This window comes from Adhaeribacter aerolatus, assembly GCF_007991635.1.
GTDB classification, from domain to species: domain Bacteria; phylum Bacteroidota; class Bacteroidia; order Cytophagales; family Hymenobacteraceae; genus Adhaeribacter; species Adhaeribacter aerolatus.
Genome location: NZ_BJYS01000043.1, coordinates 28955 through 49956, shown reverse-complemented (window position 1 = coordinate 49956; position 21002 = coordinate 28955). Strand labels below are relative to the sequence as shown.

Sequence of the window (21002 nt, the reverse complement as noted above, 5' to 3'; positions counted from 1 at the left end):
CTTCGGCGAAATATAGAAAAATAAAAAAGAAGATTAAAGTCCGCGAATTTCTAAGGCTATTTGGTTATTTTGCAATAAAAAAAGAAATAAGCACCTTTTCCTAAATCCATAAACTAAATATGTTAAAAATTTCTTTGAGTTTATTCTATGTTTTTTTCATTTTGTTTGGCTTAGGCAAAAAACCCGAACCTATGGTAACGGTTACAAACCAAAAAGCAGCAAGCAAAATATTAAAAGTTAACGCGCCAGTCTTTACCGCCGATGGCCCGAGCGAATTAACGATAACCAACTTTACCGGACCTGACCTGACGCCCAGCCCGGCCTGTTTGGCCGTAGCACCCACCGGCGAAGTTTATGTGGGGGTGGATATGCAGGGGTCTTTGGGTAAAAATCCGGGTAAAGGCAGCATTGTTAAACTGATTGACAAAGACAACGACGGCAAAGTAGATCAGCATACTACTTTTGCCCAGGTAGATAATCCGCGGGGTATTATTTCGCTTGGCGACCAGCTTTTCGTTCTGCATACCACTTTCTCGAAAGAAACCGGCAAAGCTTCGGGCATGGATTTGGTTGTTTTTGAAGATAAAAACAACGATGGCATAGCCGATGGCCCGTCGAAACCGCTTATTCAAAATATCAGTTCGCCTAAATTCCTGCAAAGCCGTGGTACCGACCACGCCACCAATGGCATCCGGATGGGTATTGACGGCTGGATTTACATTGCCGTCGGTGACTTTGGTTTTCACGATGCTGTAGACCGTACCGGTAAAAAAATGACCATGCTGGGCGGTGGTATTGTGCGGGTGCGGCCGGATGGTACCGAAATGGAAGTTTACACCCACGGCATGCGTAATATTTACGATGTGGCAATTGACCCTTACATGAATATTTTTACACGCGGAAATACAAATGATGGCGGCGGCTGGAATATTCGCTTCAGCCACCAGATTCAATCGGCTGAATACGGTTACCCGGTGTTGTTTAAAAATTTTACTGATGAAATCATTCCGGCGTTAATAGACCTGGGCGGTGGTTCGGGTACGGGTGCCTTGTTTATGGACGATCCTACCTGGCCCGAAAAATACAACAAAGTTCCTATGATGGCCGATTGGGGCCGCAGCCAACTTTACATACACCGGGTTACTCCTACCGGCGCTGGTTTTACGCAAAAAGAAGAAGAATTTATTAAACTGCCGCAAATTACCGATTTAGATATTGATGGTTCGGGACGGGTTTACCTGGCAGCCTGGGACGGGGCTGGTTACTCCGGTAATCCGGGCAAAGGTTTTGTGGTGCGGGCAGTACCTAAAAACTGGCAATACAAAGCATTCCCCAATCTGAAAAAAGCCTCTGAAAAAGAATTGGTTTCTTTGTTAAAATCGCAAAGCTCAGTAGCCCGGTTGCATGCGCAACAAGAATTAATTAGCCGCTCCGGCAAAAAAGCCGCTAAAGCCGCCTGGAAAATCGCCGCAGATAAAAATCAACCTTTAGATGTTCGGGTTGCCGGAATATTTACCTATGCCCAGGCCGCCGGCGCAGATGGTGTTAAAAACTTAACCAAGCTTAGTTCCGAAGCCGATGTGCGGGAATTTGCCTTACGAGCCCTTACCGACCGTAAAACAAACCTGAAAAGTGTACCTACCGAACCGTTTATTCAGGCCTTAAAAGATGCTTCGCCGCGGGTACAAGTGGCAGCAGCGGTTGGATTAGGCCGTTTGGGCCGTCCGGAAGTAGCGCCGGCTTTGCTCGAAATAAAGGTTCCGGCTAATCACAATGCGCCGGCCCGTGGTACCGAAGGACCGCACGCCACCCCCAATGCCGCTATTATTCCGGCGCACGTTGCCGTACGTGCTTTGGTAGACCTAAATGCTGTAGATGCCAGTGTGCGCGCCATTGGTACCGAAAACTCCAAACTGGCCTTATGGACGTTGCGCTACCTGCACGACCCGAAAGCGGTAGATGGTTTAATTTCAGCCTATCAGCAAGCCAAAGACGAAAATCTGAAAAAGGAAATCCTGACTACCTTATCGCGGCTATACCAGAAAGAAGCGCCTTACGATGGTTCGTGGTGGTGGAGTACCCGGCCTGATACCCGCGGCCCTTACTACAAACCCATTACCTGGGAAGCATCGCCTAAAATTGAGAAATTACTGAAAGACGAATGGCAGAAAGCCGATGAAAACGGCAAACAGTTCTTTGCCGACCTGAATGCCCGGCACCGGATGGGCATTGACGAGTTTGGCGGCGAAGAAAAAGTGGCTACCACCGAAGAAGTAAAAATAGATCTGGAAAAGATCCGGAATCAGAAAGGCCAGATTGGTAAAACTTCCATCGAAGATGTAATGCTGGCTATGGCCAAAATCAAAGGCGACCCGATCAAAGGCAAAGCACTGTTTGCCCAGCAAGGCTGTATTGCCTGCCACAGCTTAAGCAAAAGCGAACCCATGAAAGGTCCGTTTATGGGTCAGATTGGTTCTATCATGAACCGCGACCAAATTGCCGAATCTATTCTGAAACCGAACGCCTCTATTTCGCAGGGCTTTGCTTCTGTACTCGTAAACACCAAAAGCGGACAAAGCATTATGGGGTTTGTATCGGAAGAAACCGCCGATAAAATAGTAATGCGGAACATTGCCGGCCAGGTATTTACGGTTAAAACCAGCGAAATTGCCTCCCGTAAAGAACTGGAAACTTCGATGATGCCGGCGGGTCTGGCCAATTCCTTGTCTTACGAAGAATTTGCCTCTCTTATTACCTTCCTCGCCCAGCAGAAAAAGTAATAAATGATATAAGCTGCTTTTAACTGGTATGAAGATAAAATAGCCTGGGTGCGACAAAGCCCGGGCTATTTTTTTGCCGCTCCATTAAACTGCCGCCCGCAACATTCATTTATTTTTTATCTTTCCTTTAAATTCAATCCGGCCCAATCAAATATTCTTCCCGCTCAGCCAAACGGCTGCCACTCACAAAAGAATACCGCCTTGCCAAAGTATCTTCATTTTATCTGCCTGCTGTTGCTTTTTTTACCAGTCCGGGTAAAAGGCCAGGATTATAGAAAATGGCACGAGGAAGCCATTGTGGTAGACTTACACAACGACGTGCTGATTGCCATGATGCGCGGAATGGATATTGCCGATGACCTGAGTTCCAGGACCCACTCGGATTTAAGGCGGTTTAAAGCGGGCGGCGTAGATGCGCAGTTTTTTTCGGTTTGGTGCGATCAGAAATATGGTCCGGGCAAAGCTTTCCGGTATGCCAACCGCCAGATAGATTCGCTGCAAGCGGTAATTGCCCGCAACCCGGATAAAATAATGCTGGTGCAGCGCCCGGAGCAACTTTATGAAGCGGTAAAGCAAAAGAAATTGGCCGCTATAATTGGCATAGAAGGCGGGCACATGCTGGAACACAAACTGGCCAACCTGGACCAACTATACAACCGGGGCGCCCGGTATCTGACCTTAACCTGGAACAATTCAAATACCCTGGCCTCTTCGGCCCGCGACGAAAATCGTGGTTCTTTGCCGTCCGCTAAAAAAGGTTTAACCGAATTCGGCCAACAGGTAATCCGGCGCATGAACGGGTTAGGCATGCTGGTGGATTTAAGCCATGTGGGCGAAAAAACCTTCTGGGAGGCTATTCATACGACCACCAAACCCGTAATCGTTTCGCATAGTAATGTTTACCGGCTAGCGCCGCATTACCGGAACCTGAAAGACGATCAAATAAAAGCTATTGCCCAAAACGGCGGGGTAATTGGTTTAAATTTCAATTCAGTTTTTATTGATCCCGGCTTTAACGCCCGTCAGAATTCTTTTTTGAAAAAACACCAGGCTGAAGTAGCGGCGCTCCAAAAATCTGGAAAAAGTAAAGCCAGCATACTAGCCATATTGGCAAGAAAATACCCCCAGGAAGCAACCTTGGTCAGACCGCCCCTCTCTAAATTACTCGATCATCTCGATTATATTGTAAAACTGGTGGGCGTTGATTACGTTAGCCTGGGCTCCGATTTTGACGGCATTACCGCTACGCCCCGTGAGCTAAACAGTGTAGCCGATTTCCCGTTAATTACGGAAGAACTACTATCCCGCGGATATACTCAACAGGACATAAATAAAATATTAGGCGGAAATTTTATTCGGGTATGGAAAGCCCAGAGCAAGGAATAAAAATGTTTATTGCCACCTGAGGCCTAATCTGATTAAATGGAAGAATTTCCATCGCAAACCTTTACTTAACATAATTTATTAACTAACAGAATTACAATATTGTATCTTCATATGCTGTTTGAAGGTATATGGTAAAGAACATTGCCCAAATAGAAACTGAAATGACTGACCCCACCTACGAAGCAGTAGCCCTACACGAATTATATATTTGGCAGCGGAAAATGCAGGAACAGCCTTCTTTACTGAACCAGGTGACCCGCAAGATGCAGGTAAAAGTTAATAACCTGATTCCGGAAAAAGTACACCAGGTTGTAACGGCCGCCATTAAACAAATGATTAGGGCTACATTATTCGGAGCCCAAATAATCACTTTTAAGCCTGTTCTTTCGCATACTTTAAGGTTAAAAGAAATAAAAGCTTTAGAAAGGATAGCTTTTTACAAAAAGTTAGGCGCTGCCGAAGGGGGGGTAACGGGAGCCGGCGGCATTTTATTGGGGTTGGCCGATTTTCCGTTATTACTGGGCTTGAAATTAAAATTACTCTTCGATTTGGCCGCTGCCTACGGCTACGCCACCAACGATTACCGCGAACGGGTTTACCTGCTTTATATTTTTCAGTTGGCTTTCAGCAGTCAGGAGCACCGCCGCCAGATATACCTGAAAATGGAAAACTGGACCGAAAAACGAAAAACCTTACCCGACGATATGCACCAGTTTGATTGGCGCTCTTTGCAGCAGGAATACCGCGATTATATAGATTTGGCTAAGATGGCCCAGCTGATACCTATAATAGGCGCACCGGTAGGGGCTGTTGTAAACTACCGGCTGCTGAATAAGCTGGGCGTAACCGCCATGAACGCTTACCGCATGCGCTGGCAGGAAGAAAAAATTGCTGCGGACAAACTGATTTCACCTCCTGAATCCTAAAACATTCAAGCGACAAAAGCTATTCTGGATTTCATCAGCAAAAAGAACTTTCTTATTTCTGATTAGTTCGCTTAAACGCCGGTTAAAACAAAACTGGTTTAAGTTGCCTTCCTGAAATATACGTTAATCGCTGAAGCAATATTTTTAGTATTGTAAGCCGGAACTAAAACTTTCCTCCTCTAAATAAACAAAAACCAAAATTTAAAGTACCAGTACAAAAAGATTATAATGGATTTACCCTAAGTGGTACATGCCAGGTGGTATATACCAGAAGTCTGAATTATCCAGTTTTCGTCATACCAAATAAAACCTATGATTACTAAATATACCCAGAACACAGGTATCGATTAAGCATAGGAGTATACAAAAAGAAAAGCAGCCAGTAAAAACCAAGTGCTATATTAATTCGGGCTTAGTTGTACCACGTAGCAAAATTTAACTTAAAATTTAAAATGAAGACTTTTAATATATTCTGGCTGGCTCTGATTCTGGCTCTTGGCCTTTTTTCTTGTGATTCCTCGCGAACCGATAAACCTAAAAAAAAGAATAAGGAGGATAATAACCAGGCTACCAGTACCGGCGAGGTTAAAATTCTGGAAAAATGGGAAATGCCTAACATGCTGCGCGAAGTATCGGGGATTGCTTATTTAGACGAAAACCACTTTGCTTGCGTGCAGGACGAAGCGGGCGTGGTTTTTATTTACAACATTGCTAAAAACCGGATTGAGTCGGAGGTAGATTTTGGGGCTTCCGGCGATTACGAAGGCATAGCTTTGGTAAACGATATTGCCTATGTGGTGCGGAGCGATGGCAAAATATTTGAGATAAACGATATTACTTCCGGTTCGCCGCACATAAAAGAATATGCAACGCATTTAACAGTTAAAAATAATGTAGAAGGCATCACCTACGACCGCAAAAACAATCGTTTGCTGCTGGCAATTAAAGGTGATGAATCCGATGATGCTGATTTTAAAGGCATTTACGCATTTGACCTGAACGCAAAAAAATTAAGTAAAACGCCGGTGTACAAAATAGACTTAAACGATAGTGTATTTGCTGATTCTAAAGCTAAAAAGCTGGGATCGCGCATGCAGCCCTCCGAGATTGCCGTACACCCAACCACCGGCGATATTTACGTGCTGGAAGGCACCAACCCGCAACTTCTGGTACTGGATGACCAAGGCAGTATTAAGCACCGTTATAACATAAATGGTACCGGTTTTTCGCAGCCCGAAGGCATGACCTTTAACCCGGCGGGGGACTTGTTTATTTCGAACGAAGGGAAAAAAGAGAAAGGTAATATTCTTAAAGTGCAAATAAATTAAACTTACTAGGTTATTAGCTTACCAGACTTTGACAGGCGGTGAATTACTACCTGGAAGTTCTAGACTCAGTAGTGCATTTTCTATCAGCCACCCAGGTAAATGCTCAGGCTCTGCCCCATCTTTAACATCGGCTTTAACACAGGTAAATAAAAAAAGCACCCACTGAGGGTGCTTTTTTTATTTACCTGTGTTACTTATACGAAGTAAGCAGAAACTAAATATTAGTGCTGGATAGTTTTAATAAGCATTCCTTTCTCCACCCGATCATTCAGTTCCATACCGTTCAGAATAGATAAATCCTGCATATCAGCGCTTCTGGATTGGTAAGAAGTTAAAGCCTGTTGTAGGGTTCCGGATTGCGTAACGGGCTTAATCCGGATGCGAGCGGGCTGGCGGTTCAGTTTATCCGGGTCGGTTAATTGCCGGAAATTCTGCATGGGGCCGGAAAATACGTTGGCGAAACTATTAAAATCGTTCGCAGTGGTAATGCCCATTAAATTATAAATATTACCCCCGTATTGAATTAAGTAAATCAGCGCCCGGATAACCTGGGTTTGTTGTTGCTGCTGCTGTTGTTGTTGCTGAGGCCGCTGTTCGGCTACCATCGCAAAAGCGGGTAATCCGTTTACACTTACTTGTTTAGATTCCAGTACAGTTATTTGATTTCCCTGCACCACTTGTTGCGCGGCTGCTTCCAGCGAAGTTCCCTGCGCCAGGGTAAGTATCATCAGGGCACGGCCATCTTTGGGGGCCATTTGTACTTGCTGCGGCGAATTTTGTAGGGCCCAGCCGGCGGGTACCGGAAACTGGAACTTCATTACCGGATGATAAAACACGTTATTTTCAACAAATCCCTGTTTCGGATCTTCGCCATAAATAATGCCATCTATCATGCGCAGGTACGAATCGCGGTTAACTTTTAAATTAGTGGCATTTAGCTTTTGTTTCGCCTGGGCCGCCAGCTTAGAAACGGTTTCGTAACGTTCGCCGGGCGACGGGTGCGTAGACATAAAGTTTGGAATTTCTGCCGCCCCGCTTTTTTCTCCCTCCCGCTCCAGCGTATGGAAGAAGCCGGCCATTTCCTGCGCATCGTAGCCAATTTTAGTTGAATACTCCACGCCTAAACGGTCCGATTCACGCTCATCGTCGCGGCCGAATTTTAGAAACAACATGCCTAAACCTTGTTGGGCGGCCTCGGCAAATTGCCCGAATTGCGGCGATACTACCATGCCGGCAATCAGGCCTACCTGCGCCAGCATAGACTTACTTTGCTGCTGTGCCGAGTGCCGGGCGGTAATATGACCGATTTCGTGTCCCAGAACCCCGGCAAATTCGGCTTCGTTGTTAAAATGGGCCATAATACCGCGGGTAAAATACACATAGCCGCCGGGCACAGCAAAAGCATTTATTACTGGCGAATCTACAATTTTAAATTCGTAGGGCAGGTCCGGCCGGTGCGAGACAGCGGCCATGGCTTTGCCTTTTTCGGTAATAAAACTTTGCAGTTTGGGGTCGTTGTACAATCCTAATGAGGCCACAATCTGCGGGTCCGATTCTTTACCCATGGCCAGTTCCTGCCCTTCTGATACCAGCATAATATCTCGTTTGCCGGTAACGGGGTTGGTAGCACAACTATTTGTCAGCAGCAGTACTACCGTTAAATTAAGCGCAATAAAATATCGTTTCATAGTTAATGGAGTTAAACAATCTTCTAAATTTAAAATCAGATCGAAAATGCTATATCTTAAAAATATTATATACTACTAGCAACGAGAATCTTTCGGAATAGTTGCTTTGATAGTTTAGTTGGGGAATGACTGATAAAACTATGGAAACCTAAACTGTGCCAATATTTATCCTTAAAGCATTTTTTGATGCATTTAGCTTTATTTAAAGAAATATTCAGGAGAAAATTTATTCTAAAACCTTTAACCAACCAAAATACACCCATTTATCAAAGTATAAGCCGGCAAAAAAAGAGGCGAGATTATTTATTATACTAAGTGTTGGTGATTCAGGTACATTTAGCTTGGAGCAGAAAAAATCATATTTAAGAAAAGAGAAATACTCGAATTTACTACCTGAATAATTGAGAAGTGACTAAAGACCAGCAGCTTCGTTACCAAAGCCGCCTTCGTATTTTATTGCGGTTGTTTTTCGGTGAGGTATTTCCAGTAGCGCAACGGCATGTGGCGCAAATGCAGTTTACGATTTTTCCGTTCGGGAATATTTACGTGGTGAAAATAAGTTTGCCATAGCTTTTGATAGAGATGTTCCTGTTCTTCCAAAATATTGGCCGGCAGGTTGCCGCTCCGATCCGCAATTTCTTTATCCAGGTTTATCTGGCTTACCTTTTCTAAATCGTAATAAAGGCCATAGTGGCGGGCAGTATCATAAATAAGCCAGCGCTGATCGGCGTACCGTTTCCGGAAGTGCTCGGAGATGAGCGGCAGTACGTTAAAGTCCGGCACAATAGTGGCGTAGAATAAATCATCAGCGGTCTTCTGAAACCGGATAAATGCTTCCATGCGGTGGCTTTCCCGGAAAACCTGCTTATTAATTTGGGCTAATTCCCGGACACAATCGGCAGCAAAATTATCCTCGATGCTGACGGCGCTGGCAAACGTCAGTTGAGCATACTGGTAAATTAGCATGGCAGTTTGCGGCTGCTCCGATAAAAATGCTTTGTATAACTGGCTACGCGCCGCCGCCGATATTTTTTTACCCAACCCTATCCAGACCCGGTCAGCTTTGGCCTCATCGGTAATTACCGGAATAGTTTGGGTAAAAAGCCCTGGCAATTCCGCCTTACGACATACAATTTGAGCGGGTGCCGCCTTGCGTTCATAAATCTCGAAAATAACGGTAAGTAAGCCCTCAAATGTGCCATCGTAAAGGTATATAAGCATTAATGGCTGTTAAATATACCGCTTAAATACTTGGCTGCTGTAAGCGGCGGATGCTTCCAGGTCTTTCACCGGTATAGCAGTTTTCTTAGCCGACAAACTTTTCAGGTGCGGAATCAGCACGCTTAATTTGCAATAACAAGACATAGGGGCGAGTTTATTCGTAGATTTCATAATTACTGTATATAAACTATTATATATTAACTATTTATACTCAAAAAAGATTAAAAAAGATACACTCGGTTTTAACCTACCTGCTGAAATAAGTCCAATTGCTGCTTTACGAGGGCACTACGGTAAGAATTTTCGCCAAATATTATTTTTCTTCTAATTACCTCTTCGGTGTAATCCTTTTGCTCCAGACTGCGGCCACTGCAGGTAATAAAATATTTAGCCCGCTTCAGCACCACACCAATTTTTTGCAGGTGCTCAAACGTGAGGGGGGTAAAACGACGGGCCGATACTATTTTTTTGGCCGATTTAACACCAATACCCGGCACCCGCAAAATAAGCTCGTAGTCGGCGGCGTTGATTTCTACTGGAAAAAAATGGCGGTTGCGTAAGGCCCACGCCAGCTTCGGATCAATTTCCAAATCGAGGTTCGGGAAAAAATCGTTTACCAGTTCGTTTACCCCAAAGCCGTAAAAGCGCAGCAACCAATCGGCCTGGTAAATGCGGTTCTCGCGAATAATAGGCGGAGTGGCCAGTACCGGCAGCCGGTTATCGTTAGATACCGGAATATAGCCCGAGTAATAAACCCGCTTGAGCTTATAATCCTGGTACAATTGGTTGGAAAGGTGCAGAATCTGCTTATCGTTTTCGGCGGAGGCACCCACAATTAACTGGGTGCTCTGGCCGGCCGGCGCAAAATTAGGCGCCAGCTTAAATAATTTTTTCTCTTCCTTATTATGCACCAGTTCGCGGCTAATAGCGCCCATGGGCTTAAGAATTTGCCCGTAATTTTTTTCTGGAGCCAGAGCCTGCAAGCTCAGTTCTGAAGGCAACTCAATATTTACACTCAGTCGATCGGCGTAAAGGCCGGCCTCTTTTATTAAATCCTCGCTGGCACCCGGTATGGTTTTCAGATGTATGTAGCCGTTGAATTTATGCTCCTGCCTCAGTTTTTTGGCAATTCGTACCAGCCGCTCCATGGTATAATCAGAATCTTTGAAAATACCGGAACTCAGAAAAAGACCTTCGATGTAATTGCGGCGGTAAAAATTTATAGTCAGGTTTACCACTTCGTCTACAGTAAAGGCCGCCCGCTTAATGTCGTTGCTCCGCCGGGTTACGCAATACGCACAATCAAAAATGCAGTAGTTGGTAAGTAAAATTTTTAACAACGATACGCAACGGCCGTCTTCGGTATAGCTGTGGCAAATACCCATGCCTTCGGCGTTGCCCAAGCCTTTATTTTCGTTTTTACGTTTGCCGCCACTCGATGAGCAAGATACATCATATTTGGCCGCATCGGCTAATATACTTAGCTTTTCCTGAACTTTGTCATTCATATGGCCAATATTACTAAATAAAAAGATTAACAACCAATAATATTAGCTAAAATTTTTAGTTTAAGACTTTTTATTTTTTATTGCTAAAGCAGGAATACAGCCCGTGAAGTAAAAGATTATGCCGGGGATTTCGTTTAGAGTAAAATGATAAATTTGCCCCCTTACGGTATTAGGTAAATAATAGCAAATGTGCCATATTTGTTATCTATCCGCAGCAAATGAAGTTCTTAGTGGGATATCAGGTTAAGATTACATATGATTTTTTTCAAAGGGTTTTGGTTAGCTTTCTTCCTCCTGGTAGCAGGAAGTAGTGTGCCCTTTGTTGCCCAGGCGCAGAACCCAACAGTTGTTACTGATTCTCTTAAATCCAAGCCAGTTCCAGCCCTGGATTCAGTGGCGCGGCCTAATGCCTCGGATCGCATTCTGGAAAATCTGAAAGAATTATCGCGGAAGAAAACTTTCTGGGGGCGGGTAACCAAATCGCTTTTCCGGTTCGATCGCAAGGTTACCCTTAACTACAACAGCCCGGTACTCTTAAATACCCCTACCGAAAAACACAACTACAAGGTAGTTAGGCGCATTGATTACCGCACCCTCAACAGCTTTGGTTATTCTATCACCGATACCACCCGGCGGCCGCGTAATTTCCTGGAAAAAGCCGGTAATTCGGTGCACATTAAAACCCACCGGGGTCGTATCCGGAATACCTTGCTTTTTAAAACCGGCGGTATTCTGGAGCCATTGGATTTGTCGGAATCGGAACGTTTGCTCCGGCAGAAAGAATATATTCTGGATGCCCGCGTGGTGGTAAATGAGAAGACCTCTACCCAGGACAGCGTTGATATTTTAATAATTACCAAAGATGTATTTAGTTTAAGCGGTTCGGTAGCGCTAAACCCGAGCAAAGCTTACGGCCGCATTGGGCTGAACGATATTAACTTTTTAGGGCTGGGCCACCAGTTCCGCAACCTGTATACCTTTGGCGTCGATTCTTTGATAAATAACGGTACCCGGCGCACCTGGATGTATTCGGGCAGTTACACCATCGAGAATATTTACAATACGTTTGCTTCGGCGCAGATACTTTACCGCAACGAAGCCAATTACCAGCAGCGGGGTTTAAACTTTTACCGCGATTTTTATACGGCCAATACCAAGTATGCCGGGGCCGCCAGTTTTAATTATTACCGCCATCCGATTTATATAAAAAACGAGGACGATATCCGGCGGCGCATGAACATTGAGTACACGCGCCAGGATTATTGGTTGGGAAAGGCGCATAAGCTCAAATCGTACAACCTGGGTTTCGAAAACCGCGCCCGTATTATTACGGCCGGCCGCATTATCGCTACGAATTACTTTAACGCACCTAACCCCGATTACCAGAATAACACCTTGTATATAGGAGCCATTGGTTATAGTTTCCGTAAATATTACCGGTCGCAGTATTTGTTTGGTTTCGGGCGTACGGAGGATATTCCGGCGGGTAATTTATTTTCTTTATCGGCGGGCTACGAAGCCGGCCAACTGTATAACCGCCGCTACCTGGGAGCCAAAATGGCCTTTGGCAAGTACCGCACCAACTTCGGGTATTTATACCTCGATGCCTCTTACGATACCTTTATCCGGGGCAAGCGCTGGGAACAAGGCGAATTTTCAAGCGAGATTTTATATTTTACGAAACTGCTTTCGGTGGGTACCTGGCAGTGGCGGCACTTTATCTGGAACCGCACCAGTATTGGTATCAACCGCTTGTACGGCGAAAACTTACTCAGTATTAACCGCCAGGAAGGTATCCGGGGCTTCCGCACGCCCGAACGGGGTACCAAACGCATTGTGTTCAATTACGAAAACAGCTTATTTACCCCTATCTCTTTCCTGGGCTTCCGGTTAGCGCTGGTCTCATTTGCCGATGTAGCCTGGCTGTCGCAATCCGATACCGGCAACCCGTTTAAACACCGGCCTTACCAAGGCTATGGATTGGGTATCCGGTTCCGGAATGAGTACATGGCTTTTAATACCATTCAGTTATTGCTGGGCTATTACCCGCAAGGCTCTTCCCCGCTGCGTAATTTTAACTCTACCCGCCCCTACTACGACTTCAACGATTTTCGCTTTACGCAACCATTAGTGCCGGATTTTAGGTAATTCAGACAAAATATTAGTAATCCGTCATTTTTGATGGGTTATAAAGTTATAATACTTTTTTACTCCCTATTTATTACCACACCTAGCCCTTAATGGGCGAAATAATACAGCCCAGGGTGCAGCCCTGGGTATGTGGTACAAACCACCAGAAGCCCTGTAAGGGCGAAATATCAATTATTAAATTTGATAAAAATTACGTCCTTTCAAGACTCTTGTGGAATATTGGGTATTTCGATGGGCTGCACCCATCGCTGCGTTATGGCACCCCTGCGGGGTTAGAATTTTGCGTTCTTTGTTTAACCGGTTCGTTACTATACAGCACAACTATTTTCCCATTAGTGGGGATATTACCTTTTAAAATATTCCCGACAAATCATTTTGAATCCGAACTGCTAAAGTTTATTAACTTACTCAATAGAACAGCTTGCTTTTAAAAGTAGAGTTACCTAAATATACCCTTCATTTTAACCAACAGCAACTATTTTTAATGACTATCTCCTCCACCAGTACAACCAATCCGGTAAAATCTGGATATAAGGATTAAATAGAAAGCTAACTACTGCTTAAAATCTGGGAACTATGGCCAATTGCGCAAGAATAGAAGATAATGGCAAAAAAAGGGTGGTAATAATAGGTGGCGGCTTTGGCGGCCTGGAACTTGCTAAAAGCTTGAAAGACGCTGATGTGCAGGTGGTGCTGATTGACAAGCAAAATTTCCATACATTTCAGCCTTTGTTGTACCAGGTAGCTACGGCGGGCCTCGAAGGCGATTCCATCATTCACCCGTTCCGCCAAATATTCGATGAGCAGCCTAACTTTTATTTCCGGTGGGCCGAAGTGCAGGCCATTGAAACAGCCACCCAAATGATAGAAACTTCTATCGGGTTGCTCCGCTATGATTTACTAGTAATAGCCACCGGCGCCACCACCAATTATTTCGGCGATAAGCAAATGGAGAAAGCGGCCATTGCCATGAAAAATGTGGATGATGCCGTAGAATTGCGCAATACGGTGTTGAGCAATTTTGAAAAAGCCCTGCAGATAGACAACGAAGAACAGCTTAATAGCTTAATGGATTACGTGATTGTAGGGGGCGGCCCAACAGGGGTAGAACTGGCCGGCGCTTTAAGCGAGCTGCGCAAACACGTATTTCCGAAAGACTACAAAGAGCTCGATTTTATTAAAATGGATATTCACCTGATTCAAAGCGGGCCACAACTACTGAAAGGCATGTCGGAAGAAGCTTCGCGGAAAGCAAAGGAATATTTGGAAGAATTTGGAGTTAAGCTCTGGCTGGACCGGCGCGTGAAATCTTACGACGGCTACACCGTAACTTTAGATACCGGCGAAACCCTGATTACCCGTACTTTAATCTGGGCCGCCGGCGTTACGGGCGCACTCATTGCGGGTATACGGCCCGAAAGTGTTTTAAAAGGCAACCGGCTGCAGGTAGATGTTTACAACCGGGTGGTGGGCTACGATAATATTTTTGCTATTGGCGATGTGGCCGCCATGGTAACCGACGAAAATCCGCAGGGGCACCCCATGATGGCCCAGCCCGCTATTCAGCAAGGCAAATTGCTGGGCAAAAATATCGCGAATTCCTTAGCCGGCAAACCGCTGGAGCCGTTCCGGTACCACGACCAGGGCGCTATGGCTACTATTGGCCGCAACCATGCCGTAGCCGACTTAAAAATGTTTGACAAAGAATATAAATTTCAGGGCTTTCTAGCCTGGGTAATCTGGATGTTTATTCACCTGATTTCGATTATTGGCTTCCGTAATAAATTTGTGGTGCTTTTTAATTGGGTTTGGAGTTATTTCAGCTTTAACAAAGGTATCCGGTTTATTTTGGGCAAAACCCACGAGAATATTCCGGTGGAAGCCGTTACGAAGAAGGCGGTAATCTAATATATTCCTGGCTATACCTTTTGTTTCTCCTGATTTAAATAACCCTATAGCTTTAAAAAGGCTGACCTGAAATACCGATAAAATAGCTGTAACGGGAATAATCTGTTATTTATTAATAAATAATGGTTTAAATATTATCCGGGTATATCCGGCTATCTTTTCTTTCCGTAGGTTTGTACAGAAAATTATAATAACAGAAATGGTAGCCCTTGGCGATTACAACGAACTGGAAATTATTAAACAAGTTGATTTTGGTGTTTACCTCGATTCGGAGGACGGAGAAATATTGTTGCCCCAGAAGTACTTACCGGAAGATTACCGGATAGGTGATTTAATACGGGTTTTTGTTTACCGCGATTCCGAAGACCGCATTATTGCTACCACCCTGCAACCCAAAGCCAAAGTAGGCGATTTTGCTGCGCTGGAAGTAAAACAAACCTCTAACTATGGCGCTTTCCTGGACTGGGGTTTGGAAAAAGATTTATTTGTACCGTTCCAGAACCAGCGCGATAAAATGCAGCCGGGCAGTAAGTATGTGGTGTATGTGTATCTCGACGAAAACTCGGACCGGATTGTAGCCACCGCTAAGTACGAAAAATACCTAAATAAAAATCCGGAAGATTTGCGCGAGGGCGATGAGGCAGATTTACTCATAGTCGGCTTTACGGATTTGGGTATCAAGGTAATTATTAACAACTGTTACCAGGGTATTCTGTATAAGAACGAGGTTTTCCGGCAACTAAAACTGGGCGAAAGAACCATTGGTTATATTCGCAAAATCCGGGAAGACCAAAAAATTGATGTAAGCCTGCAACGTAGTGGCTACGCCGAAGTACCCGATGCAGCCGAACAGATTCTGCAAAAGCTGAAAGCATCCGGCGGCCGCTTACCACTATCCGACAACAGCACACCCGAAGCTATTTACGACACGTTGGGCATGAGTAAAAAAACTTTTAAAAAGGCATTGGGCAGCCTTTACCGGAACGGCCGGGTAATTATAAATCCGGATTCCATCTCTATAAACGCGCAGCAATAACAGGTTGAGGGTTAGTTTTGAAATCTCACCATGGTCTTTCCTTCCAGGATTAGGAACTGTGCTAGTAACTTTATATTCTCTGCGCTTCCGGAAACAGGAGCAATTTTAGGTTCTAAATAACCGGTGAGAGGCAAATATTAATAAATTAAAATGTTTTATTTAATATATATTAAAATTTAAATATTTACTTAAATTGCAGATTATTAGAACATTATATTTGTAACCTCAAAACCTGACATCTATTATGACCTTGCCTCAAAAAACGGCCCTCATTGCGGGAGCCAGCGGGTTGGTTGGCAGTTATTGCCTGCAGTTGTTATTGCAAAGTAACCGGTACGATAAAGTAATTGCCGTCGGCCGGAAAACCTTACCGATGCAACACCCCAAACTACGGCAGTTGATAATAGATTTTAATAAGTTGGATACTTATAAACACAGTTTAATTGCCGATGATATATATTGCACCCTGGGTACTACTATTAAACAGGCCGGCTCCCAGGAAAACTTTTATAAAATAGATTATACCTACATAGTTAATCTGGCAGCTATTACTGCGGCTAATTTTGCTTCGCAATTTTTAGTGGTATCTTCGTTGGGGGCCAAAGCGAGTTCACCTATTTTTTATAGCCGGGTAAAAGGCCAGATGGAAAACGCGGTTAAACCCATGCCTTTTCTAGGGGTTCACATTTTTCAACCTTCCTTGCTGCTGGGTCCGCGCAAAGAAAAGCGAATAGGCGAAAAAGTGGCCGCCGTGCTCATGAACACATTTGGGTTCTTACTTGCCGGGCCATTAAAAAAATATAAAGCTATTGCGGCCGAGGACGTAGCCAAAGCCATGCTGTACGCGGCCACGCAGGATGGAGCCGGTATTAAAATCCACAATACGGATATCATCCGGAAAGAGGCAGCTTTGCTCAACCTCTAGCAGCCCTCGCAGTTTTTACCGCATTCAACATAAATAAGGCTACAAAATTTCTGTCATACACAAATTGTATAAGACATTTTATTTCAAAGCTTTATATACCTAAAACTGATTACTTAAAACTTTCCACTTATTTATCAATAACCAGCCCGGTTTACCTGCGTATGGGGTTAGCAAACCTAAACGCATGGACTATTATCCGCCGGTACGCTTAAAATCGTTGTTTCCCAGGGCCTCCAAGTACGACCGGAATTGGGTTACCAAACACTCGATGGGCGAGAATGTATTGTACAACCTGGAGAGCTTAACTTCTATTCTGCCCTTCAAAGCCGGTATGCGGGTTTTGGATTTGGGCTGCGGCAAAGCTGTAAGTTCTATCTTTTTAGCCAACGAGTTTAAAGTACAGGTTTGGGCCGTGGACGAAGCCATCTCTCCTACCGATAACCTGGAGCGAATAATTGAAGCCGATTGCGACAATAAAGTTTTCCCACTTCAGGCCGACGCCCGTAACCTGCCATTTGCCGAAGGTTTCTTTGATGCGGTAATTGTAATTGATTCTTATACCTACTTTGGCACCGACGAAAAATACCTGCCTTATATCTGCCGTTTCCTGAAACCGGACGGGTACATAGCCATTGCTGATGTTTGCTTTAAAGAAGAAATAGAAACCCTGCACCAGGTACCTGCATTTCTACGCGAAGATTTTCAGGATTACTGGTATTTTATTCATTCGGTAGATTGGTGGCGCAAGCTTTGGGAAAAAACCGGTCTGGTTACCATTAAGGCTGCCGAAATATTGCCGGCCGCTCCGGTCATTAGGAAGCAATACATGAAAGATTTTGCCGCTTCTGGTAAAAAAGATCCGTTTGCGGAAGCCTTACAAAAAGATGAACAGGAACAGATCTCGTTTTTCCGGCTGGTAGGCCAACGAACCGACAAAGAAGTTTACCTGCAAACTTATAAGAAGTAGTAAGTAATAAGTAATAAGTTGTAAGTAGTAAGTAAGATATTGAATATTATATTAATCATATATAATATTCAATGATGACTTGTTCTATGTCTTACTACTTAAAACTTAAAACTTATAACTTATTACTTTCAACTTTAATCCCGAGCTATAAATTTGATTGCACATCAATTATGACCTTATCTTAAATAAAGAATAATTTGCACAGTAAGCTTTCTTATTTATATTTAGGGCTAGTACTATTCTCAGGCTCCCGTGCGACAGAAAATTTACGCTCTTTTATTAATTCTTTTTCTGCCATTTTTTTTGCCGGGTTTATCGGCACAGCACGTAAACTTCCAAAATTCCCTCACCGACCAGGGAATTATTAATTCTACGATTTATCATTCGCTTCAGGATTCGCAGGGATATATTTGGTTTGCCACCGAGTCGGGCGTACTTCGGTTCGACGGCCGGGAGTTCAAACATTTTTCCGTAGATGAAGGCCTTTCGGATAACGAGGTATTAAAGATTTACGCTGATTCTAAAAACCGGATTTGGTTTCTGACTTTATCGGGTAAGCTGAGTTACTACTTAAACGGCCGAATATTTAATGCCGGCAACGACGATCTGGTGCGTAAAACCAGTATCAACTCGGCTTTTACTTCTTTTTACGAAGATAAACAGCACAATTTATGGTTTGCGGCACTCGATAATATTTACCTCAAAATATCGCCCGCTAATGAGGTTAGCCGCATTGATTTAGGAGAAAAGTTACACGGGCGGGAATGCTTTTTTTACGAAGACGACAAAAACGGGCTGATGTTGGTAGGCCGGAGTGGGTTTTACCGGATAATAGACGACAAAGGCGTTTTGGTAGATTACCCTTACATCTTTCATAAAACCAAATGTTATGCTTATACGCCATCGGGCGGCTTAATATTTTTAGCCGCAGAAGGCATTGTTTCGATGCAGGGCTCCCGCCAGCGGCTAATTATCCCGAAGCGCTACCTGCCCCCCGATAACCAGCTTAGCTATTTGTTTTTAGATAAGCGCAATAATTTATGGGTAAACACCCTGGGCACCGGTACCTATTTATTTTCTAATTTTTTTCAGAAACCTACTACTTACAAACATTACCTGCCCGGCACCATCATTACCGGTGCACTCCACGATAACGAAGACAATCTCTGGTTTACAACTGTTGGGGAGGGCACTTATATGCTGCCGGCTAATTATTTAAAGGTTGTTTCGCTAACCACCGCGCAGGGCTTATCTTCAAATAAAATTTACTCGGTTACCAAAGACAGCGATAACAATCTCTGGCTGGGAATGGATAAAGGCATGATAAATGTGATCAGGTCCAAGGGTATCGAGCAATTAGATGCCAATTACCAGAATTATATATACAACCGGGTAAATAACCTGCAAGAAGATAAAGATCGAAACATGTGGTGCGCCACCGATAAAGGTATTGTTCTTTTCCGGAAAGATAAAGCTAATAAAAAAGTGATTATTAGAAGTTCGGTTGGGTATGAATATCCTACCAAGGTGGTGAGTGAATCTATTGACCGCGAAATTTATTTTGTTTATTCTTCGGGCATCCAAAAGATAAATAAAGAGAACTTAAAACAAGAAATTTATCAATCTGAACCGCTGCCCAATTTCCCCAAAATCAGAACTTTTACGCAATTTCTGGATGAGCAGGGTACTTTGTGGTTTGCGAATGTGCGGGGCCTGCATAGCTATAAAAATTACCAGCTCACTTCGTTTGCCCGGTCCGATTCTTTATTAACCCACCGGATAACGCACATTACACAAATGCCCGACCAAACTTTGGTATTAGCTACGTACGGCTACGGCCTCATTTTTTTTAAAGACGGCAAAATCATCCGCCAGGTAACCAAAAAAGATGGCCTACCGGATAATATTTGTAGAAAAGTAATTATTAATGACAATGTTATTTGGGTGGCTACCAACAACGGTATATGCCGGATAACCTATAAAAACGGCAAAAGAAAGCTGGATTCTTTTACCGTTTCGGACGGTATTATCAGCAATGAGATTAATGATATTTTCGTGGACGCGGAAAAGATTTACATTGCTACGCCACGAGGCCTGAGCATATTAAACACCAACATAGAAAAAATAATCTCTAAACCACCTATGGTGCAAATAAGCCAGGTAAGCACAAATAATGAGATTTTAAACGTTAACCAGAAAATATCCCTCCCCCACGACAATAATCGGCTTTTCATCCGGTTTGTTGCGATAACCTTTCAGGATCCAAAAAATATTACATACGAGTACCGTTTAAAAGGACAAAAAGCCGGCTGGATAAGAACCACCAACAATTTCGTAGATTTATCATCGCTGAGTACCGGCGACCACATTTTTGAAGTAAAGGCTAAGAAAATAAACAGCGGCTGGAGTAAAGCCGTTAATATTTCTTTTACCGTTACCCCACCGTACTGGCAAAAATGGTGGTTTCTTAGCTTGTTGGGCATTTGCTTAATTATACTAATTGTGGGCGCGGTACGATATGTAACGGCTTTTCAGTACCAGCAGCGTTTCCGAAAAATAGAAACCGAGCAGCGGCTCCAGAAAGAACGGGAACGCATTGCCCGCGATTTACACGACAACGTTGGTTCCCAACTAGCTTATATTATTAATTCACTGGATGATACGCCGGCTGCCAACGAGGTTTTAACCAGTTCCAGAACCAGCCACCTGCGCGAATTTACAAAACAAACCATCAACCAATTGCGCGAAACCATCTGGGCTATCCGGCAGGAAAATATTAGCATTGGCGAATTGGTTACCAGGGTGCAAAAATTAATTTGGGAGTTAACCCGCTATAAAACAGATTTTAAACACGAAATAAAAGTAGCCGGAAACCAGGAATTAAAGTTATCGCCGGTGCAGGCTTTAAATCTTTACCGGATTGTGCAGGAGGCTATTAATAATATTTTTAATCATAGCCAGGCCGATATGGTGCAGATTACATTTAACGTAAATGCGCCAACATCGCTGGATATTATTATAGCCGACAACGGCATTGGCTTTGACACGCAAAAAACCCGCCTGGATAGCTATGGTTTGCTTAATATGCAGGAAAGAGCCAAAGAAATTCCGGCCCAATTTTCTATTCTATCTTCTCCCGGAAAAGGTACCCGCATTAAGCTTAAAATGGATTTATAGA

14 protein-coding genes are annotated in these 21002 nt (G+C 43.9%); 10 read left to right on the top strand and 4 right to left on the bottom strand.

Annotated elements, in window-relative coordinates:
* The first annotated feature begins 119 nt into the window (after positions 1-119).
* The 4 genes from AAE02nite_RS22110 to AAE02nite_RS22095 all read left to right on the top strand — a co-directional run bounded on the left by AAE02nite_RS22110 (position 120) and on the right by AAE02nite_RS22095 (position 6420).
* The gene (locus tag AAE02nite_RS22110) at positions 120-2780 is read left to right on the top strand and encodes a DUF7133 domain-containing protein (protein WP_146903365.1); all 2661 of its coding nucleotides are present in this window, start codon (positions 120-122) and stop codon (positions 2778-2780) included.
* A 201-nt stretch (positions 2781-2981) separates the two neighbouring features.
* Positions 2982-4166, top strand: coding sequence for a dipeptidase (locus AAE02nite_RS22105; RefSeq protein ID WP_146903362.1), 1185 nt, complete (start codon positions 2982-2984; stop codon positions 4164-4166).
* Positions 4167-4294: 128 nt separating this feature from the next.
* Positions 4295-5092 carry an EcsC family protein gene (locus tag AAE02nite_RS22100; protein ID WP_371863493.1) on the top strand — a complete coding sequence of 266 codons (798 nt, stop codon included), beginning with the start codon at positions 4295-4297 and terminating at the stop codon, positions 5090-5092.
* A gap of 452 nt (positions 5093-5544) precedes the next feature.
* On the top strand, positions 5545-6420 hold the full coding sequence (locus AAE02nite_RS22095) for an SdiA-regulated domain-containing protein (RefSeq protein ID WP_146903359.1): 876 nt from the start codon (positions 5545-5547) through the stop codon (positions 6418-6420).
* Positions 6421-6641: 221 nt separating this feature from the next.
* Here the strand turns inward: AAE02nite_RS22095 and AAE02nite_RS22090 are convergent, their stop codons facing one another.
* The 4 genes from AAE02nite_RS22090 to AAE02nite_RS22080 all read right to left on the bottom strand — a co-directional run bounded on the left by AAE02nite_RS22090 (position 6642) and on the right by AAE02nite_RS22080 (position 10837).
* A complete protein-coding gene (locus tag AAE02nite_RS22090) occupies positions 6642-8108 on the bottom strand; it encodes a M48 family metalloprotease (protein WP_146903355.1) in 1467 nt (488 codons plus the stop codon).
* A 453-nt stretch (positions 8109-8561) separates the two neighbouring features.
* Complete coding sequence (locus AAE02nite_RS22085) at positions 8562-9329, bottom strand: TIGR03915 family putative DNA repair protein (RefSeq protein ID WP_146903351.1); 768 nt, start codon at positions 9327-9329, stop codon at positions 8562-8564.
* Positions 9330-9338: 9 nt separating this feature from the next.
* A complete protein-coding gene (locus AAE02nite_RS26425) occupies positions 9339-9500 on the bottom strand; it encodes a hypothetical protein (protein ID WP_170252665.1) in 162 nt (53 codons plus the stop codon).
* 71 nt (positions 9501-9571) lie between these two features.
* A complete protein-coding gene (locus AAE02nite_RS22080) occupies positions 9572-10837 on the bottom strand; it encodes a putative DNA modification/repair radical SAM protein (RefSeq protein WP_146903348.1) in 1266 nt (421 codons plus the stop codon).
* 255 nt (positions 10838-11092) lie between these two features.
* Between AAE02nite_RS22080 and AAE02nite_RS22075 the strand changes: the two genes are divergently transcribed.
* From AAE02nite_RS22075 to AAE02nite_RS22050, 6 genes are all read left to right on the top strand, one after another.
* Entirely contained in the window at positions 11093-12985 is a 1893-nt protein-coding gene (locus tag AAE02nite_RS22075) for a BamA/TamA family outer membrane protein (RefSeq protein WP_146903345.1), read from the top strand.
* A gap of 579 nt (positions 12986-13564) precedes the next feature.
* Positions 13565-14896, top strand: coding sequence for an NAD(P)/FAD-dependent oxidoreductase (locus AAE02nite_RS22070; protein ID WP_146903342.1), 1332 nt, complete (start codon positions 13565-13567; stop codon positions 14894-14896).
* Between the two features lie 199 nt (positions 14897-15095).
* Positions 15096-15932, top strand: coding sequence for a CvfB family protein (locus AAE02nite_RS22065; RefSeq protein ID WP_146903338.1), 837 nt, complete (start codon positions 15096-15098; stop codon positions 15930-15932).
* A 244-nt stretch (positions 15933-16176) separates the two neighbouring features.
* On the top strand, positions 16177-16857 hold the full coding sequence (locus AAE02nite_RS22060) for an NAD-dependent epimerase/dehydratase family protein (protein WP_146903335.1): 681 nt from the start codon (positions 16177-16179) through the stop codon (positions 16855-16857).
* 184 nt (positions 16858-17041) lie between these two features.
* Positions 17042-17824, top strand: coding sequence for an SAM-dependent methyltransferase (locus AAE02nite_RS22055; RefSeq protein ID WP_146903332.1), 783 nt, complete (start codon positions 17042-17044; stop codon positions 17822-17824).
* A 252-nt stretch (positions 17825-18076) separates the two neighbouring features.
* A complete protein-coding gene (locus tag AAE02nite_RS22050; protein WP_146903329.1) occupies positions 18077-21001 on the top strand; it encodes a ligand-binding sensor domain-containing protein in 2925 nt (974 codons plus the stop codon).
* The last annotated feature ends 1 nt before the right edge of the window (position 21002 follow it).

Coding starts and splice junctions, on each gene's coding strand:
- AAE02nite_RS22110 (WP_146903365.1), top strand. CDS start 120: ATGTTAAAAATTTCTTTGAGTTTATTCTATGTTTTTTTCATTTTGTTT.
- AAE02nite_RS22100 (WP_371863493.1), top strand. CDS start 4,295: ATGGTAAAGAACATTGCCCAAATAGAAACTGAAATGACTGACCCCACC.
- AAE02nite_RS22095 (WP_146903359.1), top strand. CDS start 5,545: ATGAAGACTTTTAATATATTCTGGCTGGCTCTGATTCTGGCTCTTGGC.
- AAE02nite_RS22090 (WP_146903355.1), bottom strand. CDS start 8,108: ATGAAACGATATTTTATTGCGCTTAATTTAACGGTAGTACTGCTGCTG.
- AAE02nite_RS22085 (WP_146903351.1), bottom strand. CDS start 9,329: ATGCTTATATACCTTTACGATGGCACATTTGAGGGCTTACTTACCGTT.
- AAE02nite_RS26425 (WP_170252665.1), bottom strand. CDS start 9,500: ATGAAATCTACGAATAAACTCGCCCCTATGTCTTGTTATTGCAAATTA.
- AAE02nite_RS22080 (WP_146903348.1), bottom strand. CDS start 10,837: ATGAATGACAAAGTTCAGGAAAAGCTAAGTATATTAGCCGATGCGGCC.
- AAE02nite_RS22075 (WP_146903345.1), top strand. CDS start 11,093: ATGATTTTTTTCAAAGGGTTTTGGTTAGCTTTCTTCCTCCTGGTAGCA.
- AAE02nite_RS22070 (WP_146903342.1), top strand. CDS start 13,565: ATGGCCAATTGCGCAAGAATAGAAGATAATGGCAAAAAAAGGGTGGTA.
- AAE02nite_RS22065 (WP_146903338.1), top strand. CDS start 15,096: ATGGTAGCCCTTGGCGATTACAACGAACTGGAAATTATTAAACAAGTT.
- AAE02nite_RS22060 (WP_146903335.1), top strand. CDS start 16,177: ATGACCTTGCCTCAAAAAACGGCCCTCATTGCGGGAGCCAGCGGGTTG.
- AAE02nite_RS22055 (WP_146903332.1), top strand. CDS start 17,042: ATGGACTATTATCCGCCGGTACGCTTAAAATCGTTGTTTCCCAGGGCC.